At 69.5% G+C, this 21,494-nt stretch carries 18 protein-coding genes and 4 pseudogenes; 10 read left to right on the top strand and 12 right to left on the bottom strand.

The features are described 5' to 3' along the window. The first annotated feature begins 43 nt into the window (after nt 1–43). Entirely contained in the window at nt 44–745 is a 702-nt protein-coding gene (locus tag BTZ20_RS11020; RefSeq protein ID WP_077041390.1) for a Pr6Pr family membrane protein, read from the top strand. A 35-nt stretch (nt 746–780) separates the two neighbouring features. Further along, nucleotides 781–1,974, top strand: a complete 1,194-nt coding sequence (locus BTZ20_RS11025; protein ID WP_083742921.1) for an aspartate aminotransferase family protein — start codon at nt 781–783, stop codon at nt 1,972–1,974. Between the two features lie 25 nt (nt 1,975–1,999). Here the strand turns inward: BTZ20_RS11025 and BTZ20_RS11030 are convergent, their stop codons facing one another. The 3 genes and pseudogenes from BTZ20_RS11030 to BTZ20_RS11040 form a co-directional block, all read right to left on the bottom strand. Beyond that, complete coding sequence (locus tag BTZ20_RS11030) at nt 2,000–2,977, bottom strand: Acg family FMN-binding oxidoreductase (protein ID WP_077041392.1); 978 nt, start codon at nt 2,975–2,977, stop codon at nt 2,000–2,002. A gap of 135 nt (nt 2,978–3,112) precedes the next feature. Further along, nucleotides 3,113–4,075, bottom strand: a complete 963-nt coding sequence (locus BTZ20_RS11035) for a TauD/TfdA family dioxygenase (protein ID WP_077041393.1) — start codon at nt 4,073–4,075, stop codon at nt 3,113–3,115. Nucleotide 4,076: 1 nt separating this feature from the next. Further along, nucleotides 4,077–4,342, bottom strand: a pseudogene (locus tag BTZ20_RS11040) (hypothetical protein). Nucleotides 4,343–4,359: 17 nt separating this feature from the next. Between BTZ20_RS11040 and BTZ20_RS11045 the strand changes: the two are divergent. Then, nucleotides 4,360–5,076: a hypothetical protein gene (locus BTZ20_RS11045; RefSeq protein WP_077041394.1), complete on the top strand. Its 717-nt coding sequence runs from the start codon at nt 4,360–4,362 to the stop codon at nt 5,074–5,076. 23 nt (nt 5,077–5,099) lie between these two features. Here BTZ20_RS11045 and BTZ20_RS11050 read toward each other — a convergent pair whose 3' ends face one another. Beyond that, a complete protein-coding gene (locus tag BTZ20_RS11050; RefSeq protein ID WP_077041395.1) occupies nt 5,100–5,678 on the bottom strand; it encodes a dihydrofolate reductase family protein in 579 nt (192 codons plus the stop codon). 56 nt (nt 5,679–5,734) lie between these two features. Here BTZ20_RS11050 and BTZ20_RS11055 point away from each other — a divergent pair. Beyond that, nucleotides 5,735–6,321: pseudogene (locus BTZ20_RS11055) on the top strand (TetR/AcrR family transcriptional regulator). Nucleotides 6,322–6,330: 9 nt separating this feature from the next. Here BTZ20_RS11055 and BTZ20_RS11060 read toward each other — a convergent pair. The 3 genes from BTZ20_RS11060 to BTZ20_RS11070 form a co-directional block, all read right to left on the bottom strand. Further along, nucleotides 6,331–7,005, bottom strand: coding sequence for a PhzF family phenazine biosynthesis protein (locus BTZ20_RS11060; protein WP_077041396.1), 675 nt, complete (start codon nt 7,003–7,005; stop codon nt 6,331–6,333). A 93-nt stretch (nt 7,006–7,098) separates the two neighbouring features. Beyond that, complete coding sequence (locus BTZ20_RS11065; protein WP_077041397.1) at nt 7,099–7,638, bottom strand: carboxymuconolactone decarboxylase family protein; 540 nt, start codon at nt 7,636–7,638, stop codon at nt 7,099–7,101. 2 nt (nt 7,639–7,640) lie between these two features. Further along, on the bottom strand, nt 7,641–8,228 hold the full coding sequence (locus tag BTZ20_RS11070) for a peroxiredoxin (protein WP_077041398.1): 588 nt from the start codon (nt 8,226–8,228) through the stop codon (nt 7,641–7,643). 188 nt (nt 8,229–8,416) lie between these two features. Between BTZ20_RS11070 and BTZ20_RS11075 the strand changes: the two are divergent. The 4 genes and pseudogenes from BTZ20_RS11075 to BTZ20_RS11090 all read left to right on the top strand — a co-directional run bounded on the left by BTZ20_RS11075 (nt 8,417) and on the right by BTZ20_RS11090 (nt 13,147). Continuing rightward, a pseudogene (locus tag BTZ20_RS11075) lies at nt 8,417–9,357 on the top strand (LysR substrate-binding domain-containing protein). Nucleotides 9,358–9,421: 64 nt separating this feature from the next. Beyond that, the gene (locus BTZ20_RS11080; protein ID WP_077041399.1) at nt 9,422–9,706 is read left to right on the top strand and encodes a DUF1490 family protein; all 285 of its coding nucleotides are present in this window, start codon (nt 9,422–9,424) and stop codon (nt 9,704–9,706) included. A gap of 6 nt (nt 9,707–9,712) precedes the next feature. Continuing rightward, nucleotides 9,713–11,902: a heavy metal translocating P-type ATPase gene (locus BTZ20_RS11085; protein ID WP_077041400.1), complete on the top strand. Its 2,190-nt coding sequence runs from the start codon at nt 9,713–9,715 to the stop codon at nt 11,900–11,902. Nucleotides 11,903–11,968: 66 nt separating this feature from the next. Beyond that, nucleotides 11,969–13,147 carry an acetyl-CoA C-acyltransferase gene (locus BTZ20_RS11090; protein WP_189636635.1) on the top strand — a complete coding sequence of 393 codons (1,179 nt, stop codon included), beginning with the start codon at nt 11,969–11,971 and terminating at the stop codon, nt 13,145–13,147. Nucleotides 13,148–13,190: 43 nt separating this feature from the next. Here the strand turns inward: BTZ20_RS11090 and BTZ20_RS11095 are convergent, their stop codons facing one another. Further along, on the bottom strand, nt 13,191–13,955 hold the full coding sequence (locus tag BTZ20_RS11095) for a LysR substrate-binding domain-containing protein (protein WP_083742624.1): 765 nt from the start codon (nt 13,953–13,955) through the stop codon (nt 13,191–13,193). A gap of 55 nt (nt 13,956–14,010) precedes the next feature. Between BTZ20_RS11095 and BTZ20_RS11100 the strand changes: the two genes are divergently transcribed. Continuing rightward, nucleotides 14,011–14,448, top strand: a complete 438-nt coding sequence (locus tag BTZ20_RS11100; RefSeq protein ID WP_077041402.1) for a DUF5997 family protein — start codon at nt 14,011–14,013, stop codon at nt 14,446–14,448. Here BTZ20_RS11100 and BTZ20_RS11105 read toward each other — a convergent pair. The 4 genes and pseudogenes from BTZ20_RS11105 to BTZ20_RS11120 form a co-directional block, all read right to left on the bottom strand. Beyond that, the gene (locus tag BTZ20_RS11105) at nt 14,445–15,875 is read right to left on the bottom strand and encodes an amidohydrolase (protein WP_077041403.1); all 1,431 of its coding nucleotides are present in this window, start codon (nt 15,873–15,875) and stop codon (nt 14,445–14,447) included. The two genes, BTZ20_RS11100 and BTZ20_RS11105, sit on opposite strands and share 4 nt — an antisense overlap. A gap of 7 nt (nt 15,876–15,882) precedes the next feature. Continuing rightward, nucleotides 15,883–18,382: pseudogene (locus BTZ20_RS11110) on the bottom strand (DEAD/DEAH box helicase); the annotation flags it as partial. 26 nt (nt 18,383–18,408) lie between these two features. Then, nucleotides 18,409–19,446: an alpha/beta fold hydrolase gene (locus BTZ20_RS11115; RefSeq protein WP_077041404.1), complete on the bottom strand. Its 1,038-nt coding sequence runs from the start codon at nt 19,444–19,446 to the stop codon at nt 18,409–18,411. Nucleotides 19,447–19,544: 98 nt separating this feature from the next. Beyond that, complete coding sequence (locus tag BTZ20_RS11120; RefSeq protein WP_027499525.1) at nt 19,545–20,495, bottom strand: proteasome assembly chaperone family protein; 951 nt, start codon at nt 20,493–20,495, stop codon at nt 19,545–19,547. Between the two features lie 229 nt (nt 20,496–20,724). Here BTZ20_RS11120 and BTZ20_RS11125 point away from each other — a divergent pair, with 229 nt between their 5' ends. After that, nucleotides 20,725–21,456, top strand: a complete 732-nt coding sequence (locus BTZ20_RS11125; protein WP_411269124.1) for a DUF5642 family protein — start codon at nt 20,725–20,727, stop codon at nt 21,454–21,456. Nucleotides 21,457–21,494 lie beyond the last annotated feature (38 nt).

The raw sequence follows: 21,494 nt of genomic DNA on the forward strand, positions 1-21,494 counted from the left end.
TCAAATACCGCAGCCCGTTGTTGCCCTGTGCGAACATCTGCGGGTGACTGCTGCCACGGAGACCCCGGTCTACCCACACACGAACCCGATCTGGCGGGCGCTGCGGCTGGTGTTCGCCGGTCTCGGGATCCTCGCGCTGGTCTGGATCCCGCTGCGCAACATCGACAGCGAGACGTTCTCGACGACCAACTACTTCAGCTACTTCACCATCCTCAGCAATGTGTTGACGGTGATCGTGTTCCTCGTCGGGGCGTTCGCGGACCCGCAGTCGCGGAACTGGCAGCTCTTTCGCGGGGCGACCACCGTGTACATGGTCATCACCGGGATCATCTACGCGGTCCTGCTCGCCAACGTCGATGTGATGCTGCAGGACAAATGGATCAACGTCCTGCTGCACGAGATCCTGCCACTGGTCATCTTCCTCGATTGGCTGATCAACCCGCCGCGCATGCGGATCACCGACCGGCAGTCGATGACCTGGCTGACGTTCCCGGTCGTCTACGGCGTCTACACGCTCGTCCGCGGCCCGATCGTCGACTGGTACCCGTATCCGTTCATCGATCCCCGCGTGCAGGGCTACCTGCAGATGTCCATCGGACTCGTGGTGCTGCTGTTGGCCATGGTGCTGATGTCGTTCGCGGTCAACGCCGCGGGCAGGCTCGCCCAGCGGTGGCGATACGGTGGAACCGAGCGCCGGACGGCGGCGGACGGGATCGCCACCGGCGAGAGCGAGGAGATGGCGTGACGAACACCCAGGCACTGTGGCACGGATTCGCGGACATGGGCGCGGTGAGCGATGGCGGTCCTTTCGTCGTCAGCCGCGGCGAGGGCGCGTACATCTGGGACGACAAGGGCAATCGCTACCTGGACGCGACCGCGGGCCTCTGGTTCACCAACGTCGGGCACGGTCGCGCCGAGATCGCGGACGCGGTCGCGACGCAGCTCCGGTCGATCGCGCACTTCTCCAACTTCGGCGACTTCGCCCCCGAGACGACGTTCGCGCTCGCCGAGCGCTTGTCCGCGATCGCGCCGGTGCCCGGTAGCAAGATCTTCTTCACCTCGGGCGGCTCGGACTCCGTCGACACGGCGGCCAAGCTGGCCAGGCGCTACTGGCACGAGATGGGCAAGCCGAACAAGCGGATCGTGGTCGGGCGGCAGAAGGCCTACCACGGCATGCACGTGGCTGGCACCGCGCTGGCAGGCATCCCGGTGAACCGGGAAGGCTACGGCGAGCTGATGCCGGATGCCAGGACGGTGGAGTGGGACAACGGCAAGAGCCTGCTCGAGCTCATCGAGCGGGAGGGCGCCGACACGATCGCGGCCTTCTTCGTCGAGCCGATCATCGGCGCGGGTGGGATCTACCTGCCGCCGGAGGGCTACCTCGCCGAGGTCCGGCAGATCTGCCGCGAGCACGACATCCTGTTCGTCGTCGACGAGGTGGTCACGGGCTTCGGCCGGATCGGCGGGTCGTGGTTCGCCTCGACGCGTTTCGACCTGCAGCCGGACATGGTGACCACGGCGAAGGGGCTCACCTCGGGGTACGTCCCGATGGGTGCGGTGTTCATCGCGCCCCGGGTCGCCGAGCCCTTCTTCTCCGGCGGCGTGTGGTGGCGGCACGGGTACACCTATGGCGGGCACGCGGGCGCGGCAGCCGCGGCACTGGCGAACCTCGACATCCTCGAGCGGGAGAACCTGCTCGAGGAGTCCGCTCGGCTCGAGCGTTCGCTGCACGAGCACCTGTCGCCGCTGGCCGAGCACCCGCGGGTCGCGGAGGTGCGCAGCGGTCTCGGCGCGGTCGCGGCGGTGCAGCTCGCGGATCCCGCGGAGGCGTTGCCATTCGTCAAGACCCTTCGGGAGCACGGCATCTCGGGTCGCGCGGCAGGCGTCGGCGCCATGCAGTTCTCGCCGTCCTTCGTGATGACCGACGACGAGGTGGCCGAGATGGCGGCGGGGGTCCTCAAGGCGCTCGGCTGAGTGCTCGCGCCCGCCGGTCGGCGGTTCAGTGCAGGGTGAGAACCTCTGCGGTCGATCGGCGCGGCGTGCGCCCCGCCGGGGGCGAACCGGTGACCGAGCCGACCCGGAGCAGGACCTGGGGGAGTCCGGCGTCGGGCGCCAGCGCCGCGATCATGTCCCGGCTCCGTCCGACTTCGGTGAGGTGCGTCAGCGGGCAGGTCGCGATCCCTCTCGATGTCGCCTCGAGCAGGACCGCGGACAGTGCCTGCCCGCATCGCGTCCAGGCCGCCGGTGAGTCGGAATCGGTGCTCAGCATCAGCACGGTGGACTCGTCGACGCCCGGCAGGGGCGTCGACTCCTGCCTGCCAGGCCGCGGGAACACTCGTCCGATCGGGACGTGTGCGCTCTCGCCCGTGGTCGCCAGCGAATCGGGAGGTATCCCCTCGCCGGTGAGGGAGTGCCCGGCCCACCAGTGCAGTTCGGCCTGGTAGTCGGAGTCGTACCGCCTTGCCGCGGAGCTGGCGTCGGTCGCCGCGGCCAGCGTCGTCCGTGCCTCGGGCGCGAGGACCGTCAGCGTGACGCCGAACCTGCCCGCCTGATCGCCCAGGCGCTCGGCCGGCCCCGCCTCCACCGCGAGCGGGCCGAAGGGTCTGCGATCGGTGCGGCGATGGCGGATGGCGGAGACCAGGTCGAAGTCGTGTGAGCGTGGGGTCGCATCCCGGTGACAGTGGATCGCGGCGACGAGCCGGGGGAGGCTGGGCTCCGGCAGGAGGTCGATGTCCGATCGCCAGCGCAGTGAGATGAGGGCGACCTCGACGTGATGGAGCGCCGCGCCGCAGCTGATGTGCAGCTGGCGTCCGGACGGATCGGCGGAGGGCAGGAGCCGGGTGCGCTCGCTGAACAGGTCGAGCCGACCCGCGGAGTATCGCCACCGCCACGGCTGGCTGTTGTGCACCGATGGTGCTCGGCACGCCAGATCGACCGCGCTCTGGATGACGCCGGTGTCCGGCACCGCGGTGTCCATGACTGTCTCCTCACCGTTGACCGGTGCCAGGGGACCTCGCCTGGGAGCCTCCCCGATACCGGACAGTCAATTATCTGCCATGCGGATCGGGCTCGGCTAGGGCCTTTCGACCCCACTCCAGGGATCGCCCGTGGCTCAGCGCCGCGGGATGCCCGATCGCAGCGGTTCCGCGACGCTGGGTGCGCTGGCGGCCGACAGCCACAAACGCAGCAGGTGCCTGCGCTTGTCGAGGTCGGGGTGGTCCTGGTAGGTGTTGCGGGCGTGCAGGATGCGCCCGTTGTTCAGGATCTGGACGTCGCCGGGTTCGAAGACCATCTCGACATGGAAGCGCGGCTCGTTGGCGATGGCCTCGACGAGTTCGAGGGCCTCGTGTTGCTCCGCCGTCAGGCGTGGGGCCTGCGGGTGCCGTTGGGAGTCGCGGATGTACCAGCTGATGTAGAACAGGCGGGGCACCCCGCCGATGTCGTTGAGTGGGGCGAGTTCGAAGTACGGGGGGTCGCCCGCGGCCTCCTCGCCGTTGCGGTCCCATGGCATGGGGGAGTAGAGGACCTCGAGCAGATCCGGCCGCCGCCGCAGCACCTCGTTGTAGATCGCTGCCGAGCTGGCGATCCAGCTCTCGCCTCCGGTGGCCGCCTTGGCCAGGCACAGCAGCGCGACCAGGTCGGAACCGTCGGTGTGGAAATCCTGGCGCTCCCTGGTCCGGTAGAGCCGGACGGTGGGATCGGTCCTCTCGATCCGCTCGTCGCGAATGTGGGTGAGCACCGAGCCGTCGCGATCCTGACTCACCGGGTCTCCGAGCATGGCTCCCAGCGCGAGGTAGGCCCGCTCGATCTCATCGGTGCCGAGTTCGTCCAGGGGGAACCCGCGCAGCAGGACGAAACCGCATCCCGAGTTCAGCGTGTGCGCCCACCGGCCGCAGCGGGACCGAAGGGTGGGGAACAGGTGCGAGTCGTCGGCGGCGTCGGATCTGGCCGCCTCGACGATCTCCGATCGCTCGGCTCGGGTGAGCACCACGGTCCACGTCGAACTGTCGGGGAAGTCCGATCTCTCCCAGACCGCGTCCGAAACCTGAGGTGATCGGATCACATGATCGGGCATGTCATTTCCCGCCTTGCCGGCAAACTCGCCGGAAGAGGCCCGACACGCGTTCGCGCAGAGTCGGTTTCACCTCGATCAGATCCACCCGTGGGAGGTCGGCCGCGGCGGTGGCCTGCGCGAAGCGGGCGTGCAGCTGGGACCTGACCTCGTCGGGGTGTAGGCGCGGCGCTTGCGTTCGGCGCGCGCGGCGAGCGCCCCCGTGGCCGCGACCCCGACGACGCCCGCGAGACCGACGAGCTTCCACACGTTCCTGCCGTCCATGCGCATCGCTCTAGGCTAGGTGCATGAGTCGCCGGATGCACGAATCGCAGGTGAGCCTCGACGAGGCCGTGGATGCCACCCGAACCGGGGACATCTGGATCTTCCGCGGCCACTCGGGCGCCGATCGGGCGATCCAGACGCTGACGAACAGCCCCGTGAACCACGTCGGGATGTCGGTGGTTCTCGATGACATGCCGCCGCTGATGTGGCACGCGGAGCTCGGACATTCCTTGCAGGACATGTGGACCGGGCGGTTCCAGCGCGGCGTGCAGCTGCACGACCTGCGGCAGGCGGTCCAGGTGTGGGGTGCGAAGTACGGTCAGCGCGGCTGGCTGCGGCAGCTCGAGGAGCCGGTGACCAGGGAGCAGGAGGACGCGCTGATGCGCACCGTCGCGCGGCTCGACGGCACGCCGTTCCCGTCCACGGCGAAGCTGGTCTCGCGCTGGTTCGGTGGCAGGCTGCCGTCGCTGCGTCGCCGTTCGGCAGGGGATTCCGCGGAGGCTTCGGCCGGCCTCGAGAGCGCGTACTGCGCCGAGGTGGTCGCGCAGACTTACGAGTCGATGGGGCTGCTCACCGAGCGCCGCAAGACGAATTGGTATGACCCGGGCCGATTCTGGAGCGGCGACCGGTTGCCGCTCGCGCCGGGGGTGACGCTGGGCGGGGAGATCGAAGTGTTGCTCAGCGAGGCGGATCTCGCGGCGGGCCGGTCGCCGCAACACCTCGGGCAATGTGAGAGCTGACGGCGACCGGCCTCCGCTTCGGGTCAGGCCGCCGGGGTCCGGGAGAGCCAGGTGACCGAGGCGCCGCTGTCGAAGGACTCGGTGCGGTTCGGGGTGAACCGCGTCGGCTGGAACGCCCCGTCGAACGCCGGGATGCCTGCCCCCGCGACCACCGGGTAGCGCTTGATGACCAGTTCGTCGATCTCGGGCAGCAGGGTGCCCGCCAGCTTTCCGCCGCCCGCGAGCCAGACGTCCATCCCCTCCTGGGCCTTGAGGTCACGGACGAGGCCGAGCGGGTCGCCGGCGACCAGTTCGACCGCCGGGTCGGCGATCTCGCCGAGGGTGGTCGAGACCACGTACTGCTTCAGGTGGGCGTAGGGGCTGGTGACGCCGACGTCGAGGGCGGGTTGATAGGTCCCGAGGCCCATCACCACCGCTCCGAACGCCTGGTTGGCGGCGCCCTCAAGGCCGACGTGCGGGCGGATATGGGTGGGGACGGTGTCCGGGTACCGCTGCGTGATCCACGCCGTCACGTCGTCCGAGACCATGAAGTCCCATTCGCCGCCCGGGCCTGCGATGTAACCGTCGAGCGAGATACCCACGTAGTAGACAAGCTTTCGCATATGTACCGCTCCGTCCGTAGTACTCTATTTGAAGTGGTCTGAAAGTAGTACTACGGATGGAGTGGTGTCAAGTGCGGAGCAATCCGGAGAGACGAGCGGCGTTGGTCGACGCCGCGATCGAGGTCCTGGCGGAACTGGGCGCGCGCGGACTCACCTTCCGGGCCGTCGATTCGCGGGCGGGGGTGCCACCGGGTACGGCGTCGAACTACTTCGCCAACCGCGACGACCTGTTGGCTCAGGCGGGCGGCCGGTTCTACGAGCGGCTGACCCCGACGACGAGTCCTTGGCGCAGAGCCTCGGCGGTCCGCACGACCGTGATCATCTGGTCGGGCTGATGCGCGAGGTCGTCGGCAGGATCACCGAGTTCCGCACGGGCTTCCTCGCCCTACTCGAGCTCAGGCTCGAGGCGACCCGGCGACCCGAGTTGCGCGCGGTGCTGACCGAACGGATCCGGGCCGACCTGGACTTCAACGTCACCAACCACCTGGACGCGGGCATGCCGGGCGACGCCACCACGGTCCGCCTGCTCTATCTCGCGCTGAACTGGCTGATCGTCGATCGGCTGACGCTGCCAGAGCTGTTCTCGGAGAGCGAGATCGACGAACTCATCGAGGCCGCGGTCGACCGCGCGTTGTCCGGGTAACCGGTCGGTCTACACGCTCAGCGTGCGGTCCGGGTGCACCCGTCCGCCGACGTCGACCCATCCGTCGCGTGAGTAGACGGTGTAGATCTGCGATCCGCGCCCCTGGGTGATGTGCAGGCTTCGACGCAGGTGCTCGGTGATCCGGACCGCCGCCGCACCGGTGGCCTCGTCCTCCGGTATCCCCATGAGCGGGGCGAACATTCGGGATCTGATCGCACCCTCACCCGCCCAGGCCCAGACGTAGTGGTGTCCGGAGTCGAAGGAATCCGCCCTGGTGGAGACCACCGCCGCGGAGTCGGGCTTCGGGTGCAGGGTGAACTCGGGCGCCCAATCGGGTTTGGCGCGCACCCAGGTCATCCCGCGGTCGACGTAGGTCGTGACCGGACCCGCCGGGACCTCGAGGACGTCGACCGCCGCGCCCCGTTCGCGCAGCCACCAGGACAGGCCCACCGTCGGGTGCCCGGCGAAGGGCAGTTCGGTGGCGGGGGTGAAGATCTGCGCCCGCACGCTCGCGGCGCCCGGGCCGGGCAGTTCGACGAAAATCGTCTCGCTGAACCCGAGTTCGGCGGCCAGGCCCTGCCTGCGCTCCGCCGGCACCAATGCCGCATCCACGATGCCCAATGCGTTGCCGTGGTGGCCGTTCGCATCGGTGAAGACCCTGACGACGTCAACCTCGATACTCATCGTTAAACGATACCGCCGGTAACGACCGAAGGTGCCTTTTGCGCGGGTTGATCGCACAAAAGACACCTTCGGGGTGTTGCGGGTGAAGCCGGCCTAGACGCTCGCGCCCGCGAGGGCCTCGCTGGCGGTGACCGCCTGGGCCACGCCCTGGAGGGTCGCGGCGACCTTGACGGCCTCCCAGACCTGTTCCTTGGTCAGGCCCTCCTTGCGGACGACCGCGTCGTGGGCGCCGGTGCAATGGTCGCAGCCGTTGATGGTCGACACCGCGAGCGACCACAGCTCGAAGTCGGCCTTCTCGACGCCGGGGCTGCCGATGATGTTCATGCGAAGGCCCATGCGCACCTGGGTGTAATCCTCACCGAGGTAGCCCTTTGCGCGGTACGCGACGTTGTTCATGCCCATGATCGTCGCGGCACCGAGGGCGGCGTTGTACGCCTCCGCCGACAGGTTGTCGGCGGCCTCTTCCGCGATCTCCCGCAGCACGGTCGCGGAGCGGGTGGCCGCCGCTGCGGCGAGGAACGTGCCCCAGAGCTGCTGCTCGTTCAGCTCGGTGGACCGGGACAGCGAGCTGAGGTTCAGCTTGAGGTCCTTGGCGTACTCGGGCAGCGAGTTCTTCAGGTTCTCGACGCTCATGACTAGACGCTCTCGGCCAGGAGCTCGCCGGCGTTGATGGTCGGGTCGCCCTTCTTCCAGTTGCAGGCGCACAGCTCGTCGGACTGCAGTGCGTCGAGCACGCGCAGCACCTCGTCGACGTTGCGGCCGACGGAACCGGCGGTCACGGAGACGAACTGGATCTCGTTGTTCGGGTCCACGATGAAGGTGGCGCGGTCCGCGACGCCGTCGGCGTTGAGAACGCCGGTGGCCTCGGCCAGCTCACGCTTGAGGTCCGAGAGCATCGGGAAGGGGAGGGTCTTGAGCTCGTCGTGCTGTGCGCGCCACTGGAAGTGCACGAACTCGTTGTCGACCGAGGCGCCGAGCACCTGGGCGTCGCGATCCGCGAACTCCTCGTTCAGCTTGCCGAACGCGGCGATCTCGGTGGGGCACACGAAGGTGAAGTCCTTGGGCCAGAAGAAGACGATCCGCCACTTGCCCGCGTAGTCGTCGCTGGTGACCTGGGTGAAGTAGTCGTCGGGCTGCTGGGCGTCGACCTTGGACAGGTCCCCGCCGATGACGGCCTTGAGGTTGTACGCCGGGAACTGGTCGCCGATGGTCAGCAGAGCCATATGTCTCGTCCTCCTACTTGTGATGGATCTTCGGGCACGGGCAGCCGCACTGGTGGCTGCGCCGGGGTGATTTCGATACCGGGAGCGGGTCCCGCGGTTCCCCGCTGACCTGCGCTCTTTGGTATGAGTCCATAGTGCCCGAAACCTTTCAAAAGGTAAAGGCGATATATGCCACTACACTGATAGGTATGGCTGATCAGACTTATCAACCCACACTGTCGCAGCTGCGTGCCTTCGTCGCGGTGGCCGAATACCGCCACTTCGGTACCGCGGCAGCGCGATTGAATGTGAGCCAGCCCACGTTGTCGCAGGCGCTGGCGGCGCTCGAGAACGGGCTCGGGGTGCAGCTGATCGAGCGCAGCACGCGTCGCGTGCTCGTGACCGACGCAGGCACCCAGCTGCTCGCGCAGGCGAAGATGATCCTCGAAGCCGCGGACGGGTTCGTCGCCACCGCGGCGGGCGTGGGGGACCGGCTCGGCGGCCCGCTTCGCATGGGTCTGATCCCGACCGTCGCGCCGTACGTGCTGCCCGCTCTGCTGCCTGCGATGCGTGCGGAGCTGCCGGCCGTGGTGCCGCAGGTGATCGAGGACCAGACCGCGCGGCTGCTGGATTCGCTGCGCGCGGGCGTGCTGGACGTCGCGGTCCTTGCGCTTCCGTCGGAGGCGACCGGGTTGGTGGAGATCCCCCTCTACACAGAGGATTTCGTGATGGTGGTGCCAGGCGACCACGAGCTGGCCGGCCGGGTCGACCTGTCGCCACAGGTGCTCGACGACCTGCCGCTGCTGTTGCTCGACGAGGGGCACTGCCTCCGTGACCAGACCCTCGACCTGTGCCGATCGGTGGACGCGCATCCGTCGTCGGGGATACAAGGGCGACCTCGCTCGCGACCGTGGTGCAGTGCGTCGCAGGCGGCCTCGGGGTGACCCTGGTGCCGGATTCGGCGGTCCCGGTGGAGACCCGCCGAGGTGACCTCGCCACGGCCCGGTTCGCGAGCCCGGCGCCGGGCCGGACGATCGGCCTCGTGTTCCGCTCCTCCAGCGGGCGGGCCGACGGCTACCGCAGGCTCGCCGATGTGGTGCGGACTGTCGCGCCCGGCGCCGCCGCGCCGCCGTCCGTGGGTTCGCGATAGGGCTCCGCGATTGCGTGTCGGTGCGTCACAATGGACATACGCCGCACCAGCAGGAGGAACGACGATGCCTCTGCACGGACTGATCATCAAGGCCGCCTCGACGGTCGTCACCGGAGCCGTGGGTGTCGCCGCCTACAACGGGGCGCGGCGGATCGTCGCGAGAGCGCCGCTGCGGGAGGCCGCCGTGACGGCCACCGAATGGGGCCTGCGCGGCGCCCGCAAGGCGGAGGAAGGCGCGGAGTCCGCCCGTCTCACGATGGCAGACGTGGTGGCCGAAGCGCGCGAGCGACTCGGTGAAGAGGTGCCGCCGCCAGGGGTTGCGGACGCGGGCCACGGGCACGCTCACTAGGGCGAGATGTCCGCGGAACCGGCGGTGCTGCATCAGGTTCCGACCACGGTCGGCGACCTGACTGTCCTCTCCGACGCGGGTGGGCGGGTGCGGATGCACGCGCCGTGGCTGCGGGGCAGCCGACCGCGGGCGGTCGCCGTCGAGGACGCCGTCGGCGCCCTGACCGGGGTGCGGGCCGTGCACGCCTATCCGCGCACCGCCTCGATCGTCATCTGGTACTCGCCCCGCACCGCCGACCGGGACGGATTCGCGGCGGCCATCCGCGACAGCAGGCTCATCCCCGACGCCCTGGTACCGGATCGGGCGCCGACCTCCGCGGACATCGGCAATGCGGACGTCGTGCGGATGGCGGTCGGCGGGGTGGCGCTCGTGCTTCTCGGTTTCCGCAGGTACGCGCTCGGGAGGCCCGCGCTGCTCGGCCCCGCCGGACGCGCCGTGGCCACAGGGGCGACGGTGTTCACGGGATACCCGTTCCTGCGCGGGGCGCTGCGGGCGCTGCGCGGCAGCAGGGCGCCCGGCACCGATGCGCTGGTCTCGGCCGCGACCGTCGCCAGCCTCGTGCTCCGCGAGAACGTCGTCGCCCTGACCGTGCTGTGGCTCCTGAACATCGGTGAGTACCTTCAGGATCTGACCCTGCGCCGTACCCGACGCGCCATCTCGGACCTGCTCAAGGGCACCCAGGACACCGCCTGGGTCCTGACCGCCGACGGGAGTGAGATCCAGGTCGGGATCGACGCACTGGAGATCGGCGACGAGGTGATCGTGCACGAGCACGTCGCCCTCGCGGTCGACGGGATTGTGATCGAGGGTGAGGCCATCGTCGACCGGTCCGCGATCACCGGCGAGACGCTGCCCGCGAGCATCGTCGCAGGGGTAAGGGTGCACGCAGGGTCGGTGGTGATGCGGGGCAGGCTGGTGGTGCGTGCGGACGCGGTCGGTGACGACACGACCATCGGTCGGATCATCACCCGCGTCGAGGAGGCGCAGGAGGACCGGGCCGCGATCCAGACGGTGGGGGAGAACTTCTCGCGCCGGTTCGTCCCCGCCTCCTTCGTGCTCTCCGCGCTGACACTGGCGGCGACGCGGGACGTACGCCGGGCGATGACCATGCTGCTGGTCGCCTGCCCGTGCGCGGTCGGGCTCGCGACGCCGACGGCCATCAGCGCGGCCATCGGCAACGGCGCCCGGCGGGGGATCCTCATCAAGGGCGGCTCGCACCTCGAGGACGCAGGCCGGGTGGACGCGTTCGTCTTCGACAAGACGGGAACCCTGACCGTCGGCAGGCCCGTGGTGACCAATATCGTCGCGTTGGCGAAGGACTGGCGACCCGATCAGGTGCTGGCCTACGCCGCGAGCTCCGAGATCCACTCGCGGCATCCGCTGGCCGAGGCGGTGCTGCGATCGACGGCGGAACGGCACATCGAGATCCCGCCGCACCAGGAGTGCGAGGTGCTCGTCGGGCTGGGCATGCGCACCTGGGCCGACGGCAGGACACTGCTGCTCGGCAGCGTGTCGCTGCTGGAATCGGAGAACGTGCGGGTGTCGAAACGGGCCGCCGACTGGGTCGGCAAGTTACGTCGCCGGGCGGAGACCCCGCTGCTGCTGGCGGTCGACGGCAGGCTGGTCGGCCTGATCAGCCTGCGCGACGAGCTGCGACCGGAGGCGCAATCGGTCCTGGACCGATTGCGGGCCACCGGGGCGCGGCGGGTGATCATGCTCACCGGCGACCATCCGGAGACGGCCGCCGCGGTCGCGACGGAGCTGGGTATCGAGGAGTGGCGGGCCGAGGTGCTCCCCGACGACAAGCTCGAGGTCGTGCAGCGGCTGCGGGCGGAGGGCCATGTGGTCGCAATGGTCGGCGACGGCACCAACGACGCACCCGCTCTCGCCGCGGCCGACATCGGGATAGCGATGGGCCTGGCGGGTACGGACGTCGCCGTCGAGACCGCTGACGTCGCGCTCGCGAGCGATGATCTGACCAGGCTGCTCGAGGTCCGCGACCTCGGGGGTCACGCGGTCCGCCTGATCCGGCAGAACTACTCGATGTCCATCGCCGTCAACGCGCTCGGCCTGCTGGTCGGGGCGGGCGGCGCGTTGTCCCCGGTGTTCGCGGCGATCCTGCACAACGCGTCCTCGGTAGCCGTGGTGGCCAACAGTTCCCGCCTGATCCGCTACCGGGTCGACGGGGAACGCTGAGGCCCTGGGACGATGGATCGAACCCGCACCGGCGTGCGGCGATCGAACGACGAAGGAGATTCAGGCGTGAGCACCAGTGTCATCGTGGCGGGGGCCAGGACCCCGATCGGCAAGCTCTCCGGCGCGCTGGCGTCGCTGACGGCGGCGGAGCTGGGTGGGCGCGCGATCGCCGCCGCCCTCGAACGCAGCGGCCTCGGTACCGACGGTGTCGACGCAGTGGTGATGGGCACCGTGGTGCAGGCCGGTGTCGGCCCGAACCCGGCGCGGCAGGCGGCGGTCGCGGCAGGCCTGCCGATGACGGTGCCCGCCACCACCGTGAACAACCTCTGTCTGTCCGGCCTCGAGGCGATCATGCAGGCCGACCGGCTGATCGCCACCGGCGCCGCCGACGTCGTGGTCGCGGGCGGCATGGAGTCGATGACGAACGCGCCGTATCTGGTACGCGGAGCCAGGACCGGACTGAAGTACGGCACCACCGGCTTCGAGGACGCCCTGGACCGGGACGCGCTGGTGTGCGCGTTCGACGGCGTGTCGATGGGCGCGTCCACCGAGAGCTACCAGGCGTCGGAGGACATCAGCCGCGCCGAGCAGGACGAGTTCGCGGCCCGCTCGCACCGCCTCGCCGCCGCCGCGACCGAGTCGGGCGCGTTCGCGGCCGAGATCGCGCCGGTGGAGATCGCGTCCCGGAAGGGCGCCGTCACCGTCGCCGACGACGAGGGCATCCGCGCGGGGACCACCGTGGACTCCCTCGGCAAGCTGCGTCCGGCGTTCGCGAAGGACGGCACCATCACCGCGGGTGCGTCCTCGCAGCTGTCGGACGGCGCGGCCGCCGTCATCGTGATGCGTAAGGACGTCGCCGAGGCACGCGGCATCGAGTGGATCGCCGAGATCAAGGCGCACGCCCTGGTCGCGGGCCCCGACACCTCCCTGCTGCACCAGCCCGCCAACGCCATCGAGGCGGCGCTGAAGCGAGACGGTGAGACCACCGTCGCCGACCTCGACCTGCTCGAGATCAACGAGGCGTTCGCCGGCGTCGCGATCGCGTCGATGCGTCAGCTCGGCGTCGACGCGGACAAGGTCAACATCCACGGAGGCGCGATCGCGGTCGGGCACCCGGTCGGCATGTCCGGCGCGAGGATCGTCCTCTCCCTGGCGCATTCGCTCAAGGCGCGCGGCGGCGGCAAGGGCGCGGCCGCCCTCTGCGGCGGCGGTGGCCAGGGCATCGCGATGATCATCGAGGTCTAGGCGGCTACGCCGCCCGTGCGCGGTTGACGAGTGTCAGGACTCGTCAACCGCGCACAGGCGCGTCAGCGCCTGCCGCGCTTGGCGGGCTTGCCGCCCTTGGTGTTCCGGGGGTCGGGGTCTTGCCCGCCTTGGCGCGCGCCGCTTGTTTCGCGGCGGCCTTCTGGGAGGCGGTGCGCTTGGGGGCGGGCTCCTGCGCGTCGCGACCGCGGGAGCTGTTGACGCTGCGGCCGCGCACGATCCCGACGAACTCCTCCACCCTGTCCGTGGTCGCGTCCTGCGGCCAGGCCAGCGCGACCGGCGACTCCGGCGCATCGGTGACGGTGCGGTAGGTGAGGTCCTTGCGGTGGTGCAGCCGGGCCAGCGACTGTGGCAGCACCAGCACCCCGATCCCGGCCGCGACCAGCTCGATCGCGTCGGCGGTGGTGGCGGGCCGCTGGGCGGCGGGCGTCCCCGGCAGCGACTCCCAGTCCAGGGCGTCGTCGAGCGGGTGCAGCACGATCTCGCCCTCCAGGTCCGCCGTCGACACCTCGTCGGCAGCGGTGACCACGTGGTCCTTCGGCACCACCACGACCGGGGTCTCCTCGTACAACGCGATCACGCTCAGGCCGACGCTGTCGATCGGCAGCCGCACCAGGCCGGCATCCGCGAGGCCGTCACGCAGCAGGGTCGGCGCGTCGGCCGCGGTGGTGTCGACCAGCTCCAGCCGGACGTCGGGGTGGCGTTCACCCCAGATCCGCACCCACTTGGACGGGGTGACGCCGGGCACATAGGCGAGCCGGAACGGGGTGGGCGCATCGGGCTCGGTCATTCCGCCAGGCTACCGGGGCGGGGAGCTCGGGTGGCAGCTCGATAGGCTGAACCCCATGAGCGCGCAGAAGACACCCCAGACGATGAAGCCGGCGACCGCCGCGAAGAAGCTGGACGTCTACCTCGAGGCAACCCCCGCCGAGTTCCGCGACGGTGTGGTGACTCGCGACGAGCTCGCCGAGCTGCGCACGAACCCGCCGCAGTGGCTGATCGACCTGCGCGCCGAGGGCCCGCACCCGAAGTCCGTGGTCGCCGACAAGCTCGGTGTCTCGATCGCCGGGCTGGCCCGCGGCGGCGTCGAAGAGGCGCTCACCACCGCTCAGATCGAGGCGCTGCTCGCCGATCAGCCGGACTGGCTGCAGGCCGAGCGCAAGTCCCTGGTGGAGGTCCGCAAGGAGGAGAAGCGGATCAAGGAGCAGCAGGCCACCCGCCGCGAGCAGTCGAACCGCAAGCAGCGGTTCGCGAAGCCGATCCACCACCCGAACGAGGACTAGGCCGCCGGTTCGTAGGTCCACCGCCCGCCGAGCATCGTGCCCCACACGGGCATCGAGGCCAGGCAGGCACCGGTGGTCGGGAGCTCGTCGGTGTCCAGCACCACCAGGTCCGCGAGGTCGCCGTTCGTGACTCTCGCGCGGCCGCCGGTCGACGCGGCGAGGGCAACCTCCCACGGGATCTCGTGCTCGCGGTGCCACACCCGGCCGTCCGGCAGGGTGCGGTCCACCGCGGCGGCAAGGGTCAGCCACGGGTCCAGCGGCGCCACCGGAGCATCCGAGCCCAACGCCAACCGCGTACCCGAGGACAGCAGCGAGCCGTACGGGAACGACCGGCCGGTGCGGCCGGCCCAGTAACGTTCGGCCAGGTCCGCGTCGTCGTGCACGTGTGCGGGCTGGACACTCGCGATCACACCCAGCTCCGCGAACCGCCGAAAGTCCTTCTCCGCCACCAGTTGCGCGTGCTCGACGGACCCGTGTGCACCCGTGGTCGCGAAGGCGTCGAGCACGTGCTCGCATGCCTGGTCGCCGATCGCGTGGATCGCGCACTCGAGCCCGTGACGGGTGGCCCGCGACATCAGCCCGACCAGTTCGCGCGGCGGCACCGACAGCACCCCGTTCCCGCCGCCCGGATACGGGGCGTGGCAGTACGCGGTCCTGGTGCCGAGCGAACCGTCCACGATCACCTTCATCGGCCCGACCGTGGCCAGCCCGCGGGTACCGGGCACCGCGTCCCCGGTGCCAACGCCGTCGGTGATCGCCTGGTCGAGCCACCGCGGCCAGATGCCGCAGCGCACCCGCAGCAGGTCGGTGCCCGCGGCGATCCGCCTCGCCCATACCGCGCGGTTGTCGGCGATCTCGAAGTCCGTCACCCCGACAACCCCGCGCGCGGCCGCGGCCCGTACCGCCGCGTCGACACGGCGATCGAGCACCGCCGGGTCCACTCGCTGCACGTCGTTCATGATCGGCATGAACTCGGTCTCGGTGAGCAGGCCGCTCGGGTGCGGCGCGAGCGAGAAGCGCCGCAGCGCAGCGGTGTTGAACCAGCCGCTGTGCAGGTCGCCGCTCAACGCGACGACCGGGCGGTCGGCGGTGGCCGCGTCCAGCAGCGCGGCGGTGGGGGAGTCCGGCCACAGGCCGTCCCGGAACCCGTGTACGACGACGACCGCGGTGTCGGCTGAGGGCAGGTACTCCGCGATCGACCGAACGGCGTGCGCGGCCGAGGTTGCGCCCGACAGGTCAAGCGCGGCGCGTGAGAGTGCCCACTGGTCGAGGTGCACGTGCGCGTCCCACAGGCCCGGGAGCACCAGCCGCCCACCGAGATCGACGACATCCGACGCGGTGGAGCCGTCGCCGCCGATCCGGTCGCCGGTGACCATCAGATCCGTCGGCGCCTCGCCCGGCCCCAACCGGGCCCCGCGCAGCAGCATCGCGCTCACCCTCGACGACCTCGAACTCGTCGAACACCACCTCGCCTGCCGCGTCGGACTCCGCCAGGTTCACCTCGCCGACCAGCGCCCAGCCGTGATCGCCCTGCGGATCGGCGATGGTCTGGCGCACCCGCCACAGCTCCGGCTCCACCTGGACCGAGAACAGTTGCGGTCCCCTGGCATCGGGTCCGGTGCCGATCTCGTCGTACTCGTCGAAGTACAGCTCCATCAGATCGGACCAGTCCTCCGACTCCAGTCCGTCGCCGAGCTCGGCGAGCGCGTCCCAGCGTTTGCGCGAGGCCAGCTCGATCCGCTTGAACATCGCGTTGCGGATCATCACCTTGAAGGCCCTGGTGTTCGCGGAGACCGGGCGCGGGATGTCGGCGCCGAACGCGATCTGCTGATCGTCGGACTCCACGCCCGGATTGGTGAGCTGCTCCCACTCGTCCAGCAGCGAGGAATCGACCTGGCGGATCAGCTCACCCAGCCACTCGGTGATGTCCTCGAGCTCCTCGGTGCGGGCCGCGTCGGGCACGGTCTGACGCAGCGCGCGGTAGGCGTCGGCGAGATAGCGCAGCACCAGGCCCTCGGAGCGGGCCAGCCCGTAGTGGCTGACCAGCTCGGCGAAGGTCATCACGTTCTCCACCATGTCCCGCACCACCGACTTGGGGAGAGGGAGAACTCGGAGACCCAGGGGTGCCCGCCGCGGTACATCTCGAACGCGGGATAGAGCAGTTCCTCCAAGGGTTTCGGCCAGGTGATCTCCTCGAGCAGCTCCATCCGCTCGTCGTACTCGATGCCGTCGGCCTTCATCTGCGCGACCGCTTCGCCGCGGGCATGGTGCTGCTGGCCCATCAGGATCTGGCGGGGGTCGTCCAGGGTGGACTCGATCACCGACACCACGTCGAGGGCGTAGGTCACCGACTCCTGGTCGAGCAGTTCGATCGCGGCCAGCGCGAAGGGCGACAGCGGCTGGTTGAGTGCGAAGTCGCGCTGCAGGTCCACCGTCAGCCGGGCCCATGACCCGTCCGGGTCCGGTGCATCGAGCTGCTCGACGATGCCTGCCTGGATCAGCCCGCGGTACAGCGCGATCGCCCGGAGGATGTGCTTGCGCTGCTGGGGACGGGTCTCGTGGCTGTCCTCGAGGAGGTGACGCATCGCGCCGAAGCAGTTGCCAGGGCGGGCTATCACGTTGAGCAGCATCGAGTTCGAGACCCGGAAGCGGGACGTGAGCTGCTCGGGGGAAGCGGAGACGAGTCGCTCGAACGTCGGTTCCCCCCAGGACACGAAGCCCTCCGGCGGCTTCTTGCGCTGGATCTTCTTGAGCTTCTTCGGGTCGTCGCCGGCCCGCGCCACGAGCCGGTGGTTCTCGATCTCGTACTCAGGGGCCTGCACCACCACGGTGCCCATGGTGTCGTAGCCGGCCCGGCCTGCCCGGCCCGCGATCTGATGGAACTCCCGGGCCCGCAGGTGCCGGGTCCTTGTGCCGTCGTACTTGGTGAGTCCGGTCAGCAGCACGGTCCGGATCGGCACGTTGATGCCGACGCCGAGGGTGTCGGTTCCGCAGATGACCTTGAGCAGTCCGTCCTGCGCGAGCTTCTCGATGAGCCTGCGGTACTTGGGCAGCATGCCTGCGTGGTGCACGCCGATGCCGTGCCGGACCAAGCGGGACAACGTCTTTCCGAAACCGGTGCTGAACCGGAAACTCCCGATCGCCTCCGCGATGGCGTCCTTTTCCTCCCGGCTGCTCATGTTGACACTGGTCAACGCCTGCGCCCGTTCGAGCGCAGCGGCCTGGGTGAAGTGCACGACGTACACGGGTGCCTGGTTGGTGGTGGCCAGTTCCTCGATGGTCTCGCCGATGGGGGTGCGGGCATACGAGAAGGACAGCGGCACCGGCCGTTCGGTGCCGCCGACCAGCGTTGTGGGGCGCCCGGTCCTGCGGGTCAGATCCTCCTGGAAGAACGAGACGTCACCGAGCGTCGCGGACATCAGCAGGAACTGGGCGTGCGGGAGTTCGATCAGCGGGACCTGCCAGGCCCATCCGCGGTCCGGCTCCGAGTAGTAGTGGAACTCGTCCATCACGACCTGGCCGATGTCGGAGTCGGCGCCCTGCCGCAGCGCGAGGTTCGCCACGATCTCTGCGGTGGCGCAGATGATCGGCGCGCCGGCGTTGACCGAGGCGTCGCCGGTCATCATGCCGACGTTCTCGGCGCCGAACACCTCGCAGAGAGCGAAGAACTTCTCGCTCACCAGCGCCTTGATCGGTGCGGTGTAGTAGGTGCGCCTGCCCTCGGCGAGCGCCGCGAAATGGGCGCCGATCGCGACCATCGACTTGCCGGACCCGGTCGGCGTCGACAGGATGACGTTCGCGCCCGAGACCACCTCGATCAGCGACTCCTCCTGCGCCGGATACAGGGTCAGGCCCTGCTCGGCCGTCCACCGTGAGAAGGCGTCGAAGAGCGAGTCGGCATCGGGACTCGCGGGACCAGGTCGGAGAGCAGCACCGACCCAGGTTACGGCCTTGCCGGAGTCAGGTCGCGCTGCGCTCGTCCGAGCCCATCGCCTCCAGCACGGCCTCGCGGGTGGAATCGGTGCCGGTGATCTGCGATTCGCCGACGCCGTCGACGAGCATCTGCCGCCACTTCGCCGGATCGAACTCCAGCGGTGCGGTGCTCGCGATGAAGTCCTCGACCACCTGCAGGAACCGGATGGGGTCGTCGTGGAACGGGAAATGGCCGCTACCGCGGAAGATCTCCAGGCGTGAGCCCGGCATCGCGGAGTGCGCCAGGTGGGCATGGCTGACCGGGATCACCGAGTCGACGTCGCCCCAGATGATCTGCACCGGCAGGTCGGCGGTCAGGTAACACCGATCCAGCATGGTGATCGCCTGGCCACGCCAGTCCACGGCCGCACGCAGCGTGCGCAGGAAGGCCTCTCGCGCGGTGGGATCGGGCAGGTCGCTGAGCACCCGCACCAGGTCGGGCGCGTCGTGGAAGACCCGCACCGCCTTGAAGGGCCCGCGGTACAGCTGGTCGGCGATCTTGCCGAGCACGCTGAGGGCGGAGATGGTGCCGGGGATCTGCAGCAGGCGCAGCGACTGGTTCGCGATCGGCAGCGATGCGAAGCGCAGCGCGGGGTTGACGTCCTTGGTCACGCCCCCGGCGGAGACCACCACGAGGCGTTCGATCATCTGCGGGAACTGGTACGCGAACTGCAGCGCGACGCCGCCGCCCAGCGAATGGCCGATGACCGTGACACGGTCGTAGCCGAGCACCGTGAGCAGATCCCGCATCCCGTTCGCGTAGGCCGCGATGGAGTAGTCGGCACGCGGCTTGTCCGAACGGCCGTGGCCGAGCAGGTCGGGCGCGATCACCGTGAAGTGCTTGGCGAGGTGCGGGATGATGTCGTTCCAGGTCGACGAGTTGTCGCCGATGCCGTGGATCAGCAGGATCGGCGGACCCTCGCCCGCCATCCGGAAGGCCCGCCGGTACCCGTGCACGGTCCGGAAGACGAGGCGCGGTTCGGTGTTCGGAACCGGCCGCAAGGCGCGGCCCTTGCGTTCACTCATGTCGCCTCCTCTGTCGCCGGCTGTGCCGACCCCTAAGTCACTGACTTGGGCGATCGTATAGTTCGGGGGTCGGCCCGCCGGGTAACTGTGCAACCGAGTCACAGATCAGGCTCGTCTCGGTCGGTCTTCTCGTCCAGTCCGGCCTGCTCAGCGAGGAATTTCTCGAATTCCGCGCCGAGTTCGTCGCCGCTGGGCAGGTCGGCCTCCCCTGCGAGCAGGGTGGACTGGCGTTCCTGCGCCGCGACGAACGAGTCGTACTGGCGTTCGAGGGCGGCGACGACGGACTGGACCTCGTCATTGCCGGTGATCTGCGCGTCGACCTGCTCGCGGACGCGGGCGGCCGCCTCGCCGAGTGCGGCGAGCGGCAGCTCCAGGTCCGCGATCTCGCCGAGGTTCTCCAGCAGCGTCTCCGCGGCCGCCGGATAGTCCGTCTGTGCCAGGTAGTGCGGCACGTGCACCGAGTAGCCCATCGACTCGTGACCGTGCTGGGCCATCCGCAGCTCCAGCAGCGCGGAGGCGCTGCCCGGGATCTGCAGTTCCCCGGACCAGCTCTGGTTCTCGCCGATCAGGTCCTTGTTGGTCGAATGTGCCGTCACCCCGAGCGGGCGGGTGTGCGGGATCGCCATCGGGATCGCGCCGAGGGAGATGGTGCGTCGCACCCCGAGCTGCTCGGCGAGCAGCCGCACCGCCGTCGTGAAGCGTTCCCACTTCAGGTCGGGCTCCAGGCCCGCGAGCAGCAGAAACGGCGTTCCGGCGGTGTCGCGGAGCGCATACAGGTTGAGCTCCGGCTCGTCGTAGTCGGAGAAATGATCCGCCTTGAAGGTCATCGTGGGTCGACGCGATCGGTAGTCGATCAGCTCATCCACGGAGAACGACGCGACGAGTTCGGTCTCCAGGCTCTCGCGGAGGTGGGTGGTGGCGATCTTCACCGCGTGTCCCGCGTCGGAGAATCCCTCGAGACCATGCACCAGCACCGGCCCTCGGCCGTCGCCCGCGGACACCTGGGGTGCCGGGAATTCCAGCTCGTACATCCTCGACTGATCGTCCATCAGTGATCCCTTCGCGTTTCGTTCACTCTCAGTGTCCCCCACACGGCTGCGAGCACCCACACCCGATATCGGAAAAACGTGCCGCGGCGTCACATTCATTCCCGGAACCGGCGTTTTGTGCTGACAGCGAACTGCCGTTCGACGACACCGCAGCCGGCCTGCGGCGACCCGGCAGGCGGAGGTGGCACAGTGGTGGGGCAGTGTCCCGCGAGTACTGGAGGACTTTCCGTTGAAGCGCCGCATCCTGATCGCGGGCCTCGCCATGGGCGCATGCCTTGGTGTCGCCGGGTGTTCGTCCACGGTGGACGGCATGGCGAGCCCGGTGGCCGCCGCAGGCCCCTCGTCCGCATCCGGCCCCTCGTCGTCTGCGGGTGCAGGCGAGGACGGCCGGGTGGATGCGACCCTGGAGTCGATGTTGTTGACCCCGACCGATTTTCCGGCGCCGTACCAGGCGATCGTGTTGCCGCCACATGCCGTCTCGCAGGCCGCCGCGGACCTGGACGGGATCCCGCCGGGCGCGAAGGTCGACCCGCCCGGGTGCAAGCCACCCGCCCAGGACTACGGCCCGGACGGCACCGCGATGATCGTCGGCACCGACAACGCGAACAGGTCCACCATCTCGGTGGAGCTGATGCGATCGGATCTGCCGCTCGACAAGCGCACCGGGGAGATCGAGCGGTGCCTGGAGGTGACCACCACCAAGGACGGCGCCGAGGCGGTCGTACGGACCGAAATCCTGCCTGCGCCGCCGCTGAACGCGGACGACACCATCGCCATGCGACAGACCGTGACCTCGGGCAAGGGTGAGGGGAAGGTGACCCAGTCGATGCTCACGCTCGTCGCGCAGATCGATGACGTGCGGGTTTCGGCGACATACATGTCGTTCGGCGACGGAAAACCGGACACGGTGGTGCTCGACCAGGTGTTCACGGAGGCTGTGCAGCGAGTCAACGCGGCCTGACCGACCGAACCTGTGGATAGTCCGTTTTCCCTCCACAG

Origin of the sequence: Rhodococcus sp. MTM3W5.2 (assembly GCF_001984015.1) — a bacterium.
Classification (GTDB): Bacteria; Actinomycetota; Actinomycetes; order Mycobacteriales; family Mycobacteriaceae; genus Rhodococcus_G; species Rhodococcus_G oryzae.